The 1022-nt window shown below is 65.8% G+C and carries 2 protein-coding genes; both read left to right on the top strand.

Annotated elements, in window-relative coordinates; genetic code table 11:
• A partial coding sequence (locus DMB66_RS59960) for a hypothetical protein (RefSeq protein ID WP_199753316.1) occupies positions 1-209 on the top strand: 209 nt, incomplete at its 5' end.
• A 49-nt stretch (positions 210-258) separates the two neighbouring features.
• A complete protein-coding gene (locus tag DMB66_RS59955; RefSeq protein WP_125812705.1) occupies positions 259-1011 on the top strand; it encodes a glycoside hydrolase family 15 protein in 753 nt (250 codons plus the stop codon).
• Positions 1012-1022 lie beyond the last annotated feature (11 nt).

Genomic DNA, 1022 nt, shown 5'->3' with positions numbered 1-1022 from the left:
ACCCGTGGAAGTACAGCAAGCTGGCGGATGTATTTGGGTGCCAAGGATGGCGGGCCGGCACCTACGGGGAACTGGCCGATGCCATGGCGGGTGCGCTGGCAAACTCGAGCAGCCCGTCGATCGTCGAGGTTCTGGTGGCCGACAAGTCCATTCCCGACAACGCGGAATGGAAAGCATCCGCCGACGCCCTGAGCGCCGCCACGCCGTAGCTCGACCCGATCTTGGCGATTTTCGACGATTCCGAGCAAGGAGCCGGACATGACGGCAACAATTCTGGAACCCAGCAGCCACACCCGGGCCAGGACAGCTTCTGAATACGCCGGGCCAAGGGCCGAGAGCGCCAGGGCCGTGGTGCAGCGCAGCGACTTCCAGATGATCGCGCAGCACATGTTCAGCCTGATGATGCGCAACGTGGCCAGCGATGGCTTCCTGGTCGAGGATCCGGTGGAGCAGGGAAGGTTCGCCAAGCCCGGTTGCATCATCGCTGCCCCGTCATACCCGGCGAACTCTCCCGGGGTTGACCAGGACTACGTGTTCAACTGGACCCGCGACGCGGCGATCACGGCGATGGAACTGGTCGCGTCCGGCATGCCGGCCAAGCCGGCCTCCGGCGTCGAACCGCTGGAGGACTACGTCCGGTTCGCCGCGATCTGCCAGGGCAACGCCATACCGACGCTCGCCCACGCCTGCTTCACCATCGAGGGAAACTCACGCCCGTGGACGGAGCAGAACGACGGGCCGGCCCTGCAGACCCTGGCTGTCCTGCGGGCCTTCACCCAACTGGATGAGCCGACGCGGGATCTCGCACGTCAGGTGATCGGCCGCAACCTCGACTTCCTCATCGGGGCCTACCAACAGCAGACCACCAACGTGTGGGAAGAGCACTCCGGCTACTCGTTCTTCGCCCGGGCCGTGCAGCTGCGCTGCTTCCGTGAGATCTCGACCAACACGATCGGCGTCACCGTGCCCGCGGATGTCGGGAAGCGGCCGACTGGCTGCGGAGCGCCCTGACCTCGCACTGG

The organism is Actinoplanes sp. ATCC 53533, from assembly GCF_003947245.1.
Note: the sequence above shows the minus strand (reverse complement) of the source record. Positions and strands in the feature narration are given on the sequence as shown.